Origin of the sequence: Bordetella hinzii LMG 13501, assembly GCF_001548475.1 — a bacterium.
GTDB classification, from domain to species: Bacteria; Pseudomonadota; Gammaproteobacteria; order Burkholderiales; family Burkholderiaceae_B; genus Bordetella; species Bordetella hinzii.
Map to the genome: position 1 here is coordinate 227,622 of NZ_LRUJ01000002.1, position 7,838 is coordinate 235,459.

General features: G+C 69.5%; 8 protein-coding genes. 3 read left to right on the top strand and 5 right to left on the bottom strand.

The window, feature by feature from the left end; translation table 11 throughout:
* Positions 1-103: 103 nt before the first annotated feature.
* Positions 104-1,018, top strand: a complete 915-nt coding sequence (locus tag AXA74_RS02495) for a LysR family transcriptional regulator (protein WP_029579538.1) — start codon at positions 104-106, stop codon at positions 1,016-1,018.
* On the opposite strand, the gene AXA74_RS02500 is transcribed toward AXA74_RS02495, so the two are convergent.
* Both AXA74_RS02500 and AXA74_RS02505 read right to left on the bottom strand, forming a co-directional pair.
* The gene (locus tag AXA74_RS02500; protein WP_029579537.1) at positions 1,015-1,692 is read right to left on the bottom strand and encodes a GntR family transcriptional regulator; all 678 of its coding nucleotides are present in this window, start codon (positions 1,690-1,692) and stop codon (positions 1,015-1,017) included. The two genes, AXA74_RS02495 and AXA74_RS02500, sit on opposite strands and share 4 nt — an antisense overlap.
* Positions 1,689-3,425 (bottom strand): IlvD/Edd family dehydratase, encoded by a 1,737-nt coding sequence (locus AXA74_RS02505; RefSeq protein WP_048940196.1) that lies wholly within the window; start codon positions 3,423-3,425, stop codon positions 1,689-1,691. The genes AXA74_RS02500 and AXA74_RS02505 overlap by 4 nt, the downstream gene beginning before the upstream one ends.
* 213 nt (positions 3,426-3,638) lie before the next feature.
* Here AXA74_RS02505 and AXA74_RS02510 point away from each other — a divergent pair, with 213 nt between their 5' ends.
* Positions 3,639-4,631 (top strand): Bug family tripartite tricarboxylate transporter substrate binding protein, encoded by a 993-nt coding sequence (locus AXA74_RS02510; protein ID WP_029579535.1) that lies wholly within the window; start codon positions 3,639-3,641, stop codon positions 4,629-4,631.
* Between the two features lie 9 nt (positions 4,632-4,640).
* Here AXA74_RS02510 and AXA74_RS02515 read toward each other — a convergent pair whose 3' ends face one another.
* Positions 4,641-5,024 (bottom strand): YegP family protein, encoded by a 384-nt coding sequence (locus AXA74_RS02515; protein WP_029579534.1) that lies wholly within the window; start codon positions 5,022-5,024, stop codon positions 4,641-4,643.
* 416 nt (positions 5,025-5,440) lie between these two features.
* Between AXA74_RS02515 and AXA74_RS02520 the strand changes: the two genes are divergently transcribed.
* Positions 5,441-6,118 (top strand): hypothetical protein, encoded by a 678-nt coding sequence (locus tag AXA74_RS02520; protein ID WP_029579533.1) that lies wholly within the window; start codon positions 5,441-5,443, stop codon positions 6,116-6,118.
* Here AXA74_RS02520 and AXA74_RS02525 read toward each other — a convergent pair.
* On the bottom strand, positions 6,089-6,979 hold the full coding sequence (locus AXA74_RS02525) for a DMT family transporter (protein ID WP_032955630.1): 891 nt from the start codon (positions 6,977-6,979) through the stop codon (positions 6,089-6,091). The genes AXA74_RS02520 and AXA74_RS02525 overlap by 30 nt on opposite strands.
* 33 nt (positions 6,980-7,012) lie before the next feature.
* The coding region (locus AXA74_RS02530) for an AraC family transcriptional regulator (RefSeq protein ID WP_346193846.1) at positions 7,013-7,838 on the bottom strand (826 nt) is incomplete at its 5' end.

Consider the following 7,838-nt stretch of genomic DNA (forward strand, 5'->3'; position numbering starts at 1 on the left):
TTTCCGGGGTTGGGGGTGCCAGGCAGTGTAAGGAAGCGCCTTTGATTGATGAATCAGATTTTTTCAATAGAATGATCTATCTTGTCGATCAATGAGGGGCGGCATGAACATCAATCTGTCGATGCGTGACATCGACACCGTGCTGGTGCTGGGACGCACGCTCAATTTCCGCCAGACCGCCGCGCAGCTGCACCTGTCGCAATCGGCCCTGTCGACCCAGGTGCTGCGCATTGAAGAAGCCCTGGGTGTGCGGCTGTTTGACCGCAGCACGCGCAGCGTGCGCCTGACGGCGGCCGGGCAGGTGTTTCTGCAGCAGGCCGCCAACCTGCAGGCCGCGTTCCGCGAGGCCATCGACGCGGTGGGCGGCATCGTGCGCGCCGACCAGGGGCAGGTGGCCGTGGCGGCGCTGCCTTCACTGGCGGCGCGCCTGTTGCCGCGGGTGCTCATGGCCTATCGCAAAGCCCATCCCGGCGTGGCGCTCAAGGTGCATGACGTGCTCTCGGGGCCGGCCTTCGACCTGGTGCGCGCCGGGGAGGTGGACTTCGCCTTGACCGCGGCCGACCCGCAGCAGGCCGACCTGCACTATGAGCCGATGATGTCCGACAGCTTCATTCTGCTGATTCCGCCCGATCATCCGCTGGCGCGTTCGCGCGCGCCGCTACGCTGGCTGGATACCGCGGACGCGGCCCATGTGTCGATGGTGCAGCCCAGCAGCGTGCGCCAGTACACGGAATGGGCCTTTCTACAGAACCGCGTGCGTTTCCAGCCCGCCTTCGAGGCCGAGCACCTGGCCACGATCGTGGCCATGGTCGAGTGCGGTTTCGGCGTGGCGGCCCTGCCGGGGATCGCCGCCCAGGCGGTGGCGCACCAGGGCCTGGTGGAGCGGCCCTTGACCGGCCCGGTGGCCGAGCGCTCCATCGGGCTGGTCACGCCACGCCAGCGCAGCCTGTCGCCGGCCGCGCAGGCGCTGGTGGACGTGCTGCGCGCCCACGTGCCGGCCCAGGCGCGGCGCCGCTAGGCGGCCGCCAAGCCGTGGCGCGCCCGTTCGGCGGCCAGGTAGGCATCGCGCGAAGGCAGCAGGTGCCGGGCGCAGATATCGATCAGCGCGGCGCGGTCGCCCGAGCGCAGCGCTTCTATCATGGCCCAATGTTCCTGGCGCGCGCGCTCGCGATAGCCGGGCTGCGCCAGCGTGCCGAAGCGGATGGGATGGGTGCGGCGCGCATACTCTTCGATGGCCTGCTCCAGTACGGGATTGCGTGTCAGCCCGAACAGCGCGCGATGAAAGCGCTGGTTGCTGCGGAACACGCCGCGGGCGTCGCCGGCGCTGACGGCGGCATCATGCTCGCGCTGGATGCCGACCAGCGCCTCCAGCGCTTGCGGCGGCACCGGCAGGGGGACCTGGCCGGCGGCGCGCGTCTCCAGCAGCTCCCGCAGGGCGTAGAGCTCCACGACTTCGGCGGCCTGGAAAGCACGCACTTCGGCGCCGACATTGCGCTTGCGCTGCACCGCGCCCATGAGTTCCAGGCTGGCCAGGACACTGCGCACGGCGTGGCGCTTGAGGCCGAAGCGGGCCATCAGCTCGTCTTCGGTCAGGCGCTGGCGAGGATGCAGCCGCCCCAGCACGATGTCCTCCTCCAGGGCGTCGCGGGCGGCCTCGGCCGTGAAGGCGGCCGGCTCGGCAGGCGTGCTCATCGGCCCGGCACCTTCTGCGTCATGTCGGCCGCGCGCAAGAAATCGAAGTCCACGCCCTGGTCGGCCTGGGTGACGCTTTGCAGGAAGAGCTTGCGGTAGCCGCGCGGCGCTTCGGGCCGCGTCTGGGGCGCCTCGGCAGCCCGGCGCGCGAGCTCCTCGGCGCTGACCTGGACTTCGATCAGGCGTTCACGCAGCGACAGCCGGATGCGGTCGCCATTGCGCACATAGGCCAGCGGCCCGCCCACGGCGGCCTCGGGCGTGACATGCAGCACGATGGTGCCCGCCGCCGTGCCGCTCATGCGGCCGTCGGAGACGCGCACCATGTCCTTGACGCCGGCGCGCGCCAGCTTCTTGGGGATGGGCATGTAGCCGGCCTCCGGCATGCCCGGCGCGCCAGTGGGGCCGATGCGCTTGAGCACCAGCACATCGTCGGCGCGCACATCCAGGTCTTCGTCATCGATGCGGCGGGCCATGTCTTCGGCGTCTTCGAACACCACGGCGCGGCCTTCGTGCTCCATGAGCTCGGGATTGGCCGCCGATTGCTTGATGATGGCGCCGCCGGGCGCCAGGTTGCCGCGTAGCACGGCCAGGCCGCCGGCCGGATAGATGGGCGCGCTGCGTGGCCGGATCACATCCTGCGCGAAGGCGGCGGGGGCGGCCTGCAATTCCTCGCCCAGCGTGCGTCCGGAGACCGTCAGGGCGTCCAGATGCAGCAAGGGCGCCAGTTCGCGCAGCAGCGCGGGCATGCCGCCGGCTTTGTGGAAGTCTTCCATGTAGTGCTGGCCCGAGGGCTTGAGGTCGACCAGCACCGGAGTCTCGCGGCTCATGCGGTCCAGGCCCGCGAGATCGATTTCGATGCCCAGGCGCCCGGCGATGGCGGTCAGGTGCACGATGCCGTTGGTCGAGCCGCCGATGGCCAGCAGCACGCGCAGCGCATTCTCGATGGATTTGCCGGTGATGATCTGCTGCGGAGTCAGGCGCGCGGCGGCCATGGCGACGGCGGTGGCGCCGGTCTGCTCGGCCACCCGAACGCGGTCCGCGGTGACGGCGGGCGCCGAAGCGCCCCCCGAAATCATCATGCCCATGGCTTCGGTGAGGCAGGCCATGGTGCTGGCCGTGCCCATGACCGAGCAGGTGCCGACGCTGGCCACCAGCTTGTTGTTGACCTCGGCGATCTCGGCCGCGTCGATCTCTTCGGCGCGATAGCGGCCCCAGTAGCGGCGGCAGTCCGTACAGGCGCCCACGCGCTCGCCGCGGTGCGCGCCGGTCAGCATGGAACCGGTCACCAGCTGGATGGCGGGCACCCCGGCCGAGGCGGCGCCCATCAATTGCGCGGGCACGGTCTTGTCGCAGCCGCCGATGAGTACGACCGCGTCCATGGGCTGGGCCCGGATCATCTCCTCGGTGTCCATGGACATGAGGTTGCGCAGATACATGCTGGTGGGCTGCGAAAAGCTCTCGTGCACCGAAATCGTCGGGAAGTCCACTGGCAGGCCACCGGCCAGCATCACCCCGCGCTTGACCGCTTCGATCAACTGCGGCGCATTGCCGTGGCAGGGGTTATAGCCGCTGCCGGTATTGACGATGCCGATCACCGGACGGGACAGGGCGTCGTCGGTATAGCCCGCGCCCTTGATGAAGGCCTTGCGCAGAAACAGCGAGAAGCCGCTGTCGCCGTAATTGGTCAGTCCCTTGGACAGCCCGCTGCCTTGGGGCGGCTTTTTATCGCTCATGGACACCTCGATAATATTATTAATAATCTCTGCAGAGAGCATAACGGCAGGGGGAGCCTGGCGGCAAGCCTAATTTTTCCCGCTATCTATTGATCTGTTTTGTTGATCAGTAATTCAAAAAATACTGATTCATCAATCAAGGTGGCGACACCTACACTGCAGGCGGGCGAGCCGGGCGCCCTCATCATTCTTCCCCCGGCCAGAGGAGACATCATGTTCGACTGTCGTCAGATGGCGCGCCGCGCGCGCGCCGTGCTGCTTGCCGGTATCGCCGGCCTGACCGTAAGCGCGGCCGCGGCGGCCGCCTATCCCGAGCGGCCCATCCGGCTGATCGTTCCCTATCCGCCGGGCGGCGCCACCGATGTCATCGGGCGCGTGCTGGCCCAGGAAATGACCGGCGCGCTCGGGCAGAGCGTGGTGGTCGAGAACCGGGCGGGCGCGGCCGGCAATATCGGCGCCGACCAGGTCGCCAAGGCCAACCCCGATGGCTACACGCTGTTGATGGGCGCGCTGACCAGCCATGCCATCAATGCCGTGCTCTATGCCGACAAGGTGAGCTACGACATCGAGAAGAGCTTTGCCCCGGTGTCCATCGTGGGCACGGTGCCCCTGGTCTTCGTGGTCAACCCGCAAGTGCCGGCCAAATCGCTGGCCGAGTTCATTGCGCTGGCGAAGTCCCGCCCGGGCGCCATCACCATGGCCTCGGCCGGCAACGGCTCGCCCCAGCATCTGGCCGCCGAGATGTTCAAGCGTGTGGCGGGCGTGGACGTGCTGCACGTGCCCTACAAGGGCAGCGGCCCGGCCATGACGGACCTCATGGGCGGCCAGGTGATGAGCATGATCGAAACCGTGCCGGCCGCCCAGGGCAGCGTCAAGGGGGGCAAGCTGCGCGGCCTGGCGGTGGCCGCCGATGCGCGCGCCGACGCCTTGCCCGAGGTGCCCACCACGGCCGAAGCCGGCCTGCCGGGGTTCCAGGTGAGTTCGATGTTCGGGATCGTGGCGCCGGCCGGCACGCCGGCGCCGGTGGTCGAGAAACTGAACCAGACCCTCAAGCAGATCTTGGCCCAGCCCCAGGTCCGCGAGGCCCTGCTGCGCCAGGGCGCCGTGGCGACCTGGACTTCGCCCGCGGACGCGGCGGCCAGGATCGCCGCCGAACGCCGGCAGTGGGCAACCGTGGTTGCCGAGGCCGGCGTCAAGCCCGATTGATGAGGGGTATCAGACGGCGGCGGCCGGCATGGCCACCGCCGTCTGCCGCGCGGCGGCCGGCGCCGGGGCGGGCCGGATATCCTGAGTGGTGCCGCTGTCCTTGAGCGACTGTATGGCCAGGGCGCGCGCCGCCTCGTTGCCATACACCTCGCTGCTGGCGATGGGCTTGCCATCGCTTTGCAGCAGCGTGAAATAGCAGCGGCCGTCGCCGGTCGCCTCCTTCAGATAGCAGGTGCCATCGGTGCAATGGGCTTGCACCGCGGCGATGCCCGCCTGCGCGGCGGCCGCCGAAGGATAGGCATTGCTCGTGAGTATGGTCTCGCCGTGCCTGTCCTTGAGAACGAAGTGATAACGGCCGCTGCCGTCTCGCCTAAGCTCGAACCAGCTTGCCATGATGGACTCCTGTCGATCGGGGATGACCGCCGTTGACGCCGGCATGGGCGCGCCTCGCCGTTGCCGGCTTGCGCCCTGGGCGCAAGGACCGGCAGCCCTCAGGCAGCAGCGCGACGCGCCGCATCACTTGCTTGATATCAATATAGTCCCGTCGCGCGGGATTGGCAGCGGCAAGCGGTAACTGTGGCGAGGCGGGTACAGCCCGGCGCCGGCGCTTGGCGCCCGGCGCCAAGCATGCCAGGAAGGTGTCCATTCAAAGCCGATTGAAAGTTTCAGTTTCTACACTGTAGAGATGCTGGTCGGACACCGCATGTAGGGGGGTTGCCAAACGCTACAAAACACAACAGCCCCGCCACGCCGGGAGCGCCCCAAGCACCATGCCGGTGCGCCGACCGCCACTCTGGAGATGTGCCCGCGTGACCGCCATTTACATCGACAAGCGCCTGGATGCCGCGACGCCGCTGTATTGCCGGCTGACATCATCGGAGTTCCGCGACCTGCTGGACTCCGCGCAAATCCGCTTTCATGGCCGCGGCACGGTATGGCCGGCCAGCCTGGCCGAGCGTGGCGCGCGCATGTCTTGCGGCGTGGCCGTACAGATCCCGCAGGTCTGGCGCGAACGCCTGCAGACGCCCCAGCCCGAGGCGGTCTGGGCGGACAGCCAGGCCTTGATCGGCATGCAGCGCTGGTTCTTGGGCGCGCCGCCGGCCGGACAGCCCGACAGCGTCATCCTGCGATCCACCGTGGGCGCCGTCGCCGATGCCGCGCAGGCCAGTGAAGGGCTGCGGCTGGTGATCGCGCCCGTGCGCTATGCCGCGCCCATCATGCAGCGCTCCGGCAGCATGCGCCTGCCGGACTTGTTCAGCGGCAAAGTGCAGCGCCGGCGCGAGCGCGAAGCCCGCATCGTCGCCATGCAAGACCAGGAGGCCCAAGGCCCGGACGGCGTGACCCGCGTGCGGCGGGCGCTGGCGTTCGCGCTGACGACCCTGGTCTGCGGCGTCATGGCGCCGGCCACCTTGCCTGATGAGACGCTGCAATGGGTGGATGAGCTGGCGCGCAGCCGCCTAGGCCTCCTGGTGTCGCGGCTGGGCTGAGCCGCGCCAGGGCAGGGCGAGCATGACCAGGGCCAGGCCCGACCACTGGCCGGCGCTGATCGTTTCGTCGAGGACCAAGGCTGACAGCAGGACGGCCGCGGCCGGCGCGAGCGCGGTGAACAGGGCCGCCCGGGCGGCGGGCACTTGCGCGGCGCCGACATACCAAAGCCAGAAGCCCAATACGGTGGGGACCAGTGCATAGAAGAGCACGGCGGCCAGCGCCGGCCCGAGATCCGTCGCATGGAGCCAGGCGCCGGACTCCCACCACAGGCCAGGCAAGGTCCAAAGCAAGCCCAGCGCCGTCATTGCCGTGGCCTGCGCGAGCGCGGGCAGGGGCTGGTGGAGCCGTTTGTTCAGGAGGATGAAAACGGCTTCGCACGCCACCGCAGCCAACACCAGGGCGTGGCCCACGCTGGCCTGCGGCGGCGCGGCGCGCGCCACTAGCCAGACTCCCAGCGTCGCCAGGAGGACGCCGGTAACCAGGCCGCGTGTCAGCGGTTCACGCAAGACCAGGACGGCCATGAGCGCGGCCATGGCTGGCAGGCTGCCTATCATGACGCCGGCATCCGCGCCCGCCGACAGGCGCAGGCCCCAGAGCAGCAATACCGTGTAGCCGGCGCTGCCCGCCAGGGCCTGCACGATCAGGAGCAGCGCGTCATGGCGGTCCGGCCGGGCAATGCGCACGCCCCGCCAGCGCATCAGCAGTGCGAGGCAGGGCAAGGCCAGCGCAAAGCGCAGTGCCGTGGCGGTGAAAGGCGGCAGCGCGTGGCCGATGAGCTTGCCGGCCACCACCGTGCTGCCCACGGTCAGCATGGCGCCGGCAAGGCAGAGATAGGCGAAGAGGGGAGATGCGAAGGGCATGGGCCTGTCCAAGGGATCGAGGCCGCCAGCTTCTCAGAGGCCGCCGCGCCGGTCTTGTACGTCTGAGCGTCCCACGCCGCGCGCATAGCGTCCGGGCGCCAGGCCCAGGGCGCGGCCGAAGTGGCGCGCCAGATGGCTTTGATCATAGAAGCCCGCCGCCAAGGCGGCCTGCGCCGGCGCCATGCCCGCGCGCAGCAGGCGCCTTGCCAGCGCGACGCGCCGCTGCACCAGATAAGCATGGGGCGCCAGGCCGGTGGCGCGCACAAAGGCCCGGTGTAGCTGGAAGCGGCTGAGCGCGCACTCGCGCGCCAGATCCGCCAGCGTCCAATCGCGGGCGGGGTCGTCATCCAGCGCGGCGCGGGCCCGCCCGATGGCCGCGCCGTCGGGCGGGCCCTGGCGCGCCAAGCCCGCCAGCGGCCCCAGCAAGGCCAACAGGGAGGACTCCTGCGCCATCGCACCGCCCTGGAGGGCCCATCGCCAGGCCGCCTCGAAACGCAGCGACAGGGCCTCGTCGCGCCGTGCCGCCTGTGCAAAACCCAGGCGCTGGCCCCGGCCATCGAGCAGCGCATCGGCCAGGGCCGGATCGACATAAAGCATGCGCCAGGCGCGCGGCTCGCCGCCGATCGCGCGGCCATCGTGCACCTCCCCCGGATTCACGAACATCATCTGCCCGGCGTGCTGGGAGAGTTGGCGCGCATCGCTGGCGGAGCGCTGCACGCCCGCGTCCATGCGTCCCAGGCCGAACTGGTCATGGGTATGGCGCCCGAAATCGCGCGATGTGCGGGCTTGCATGAGATCCAGGCCGGGCAGGGCCGTGGCGCGGTAGAGGATCTGGTGCATGGTCGAGGCGGGAATGCGA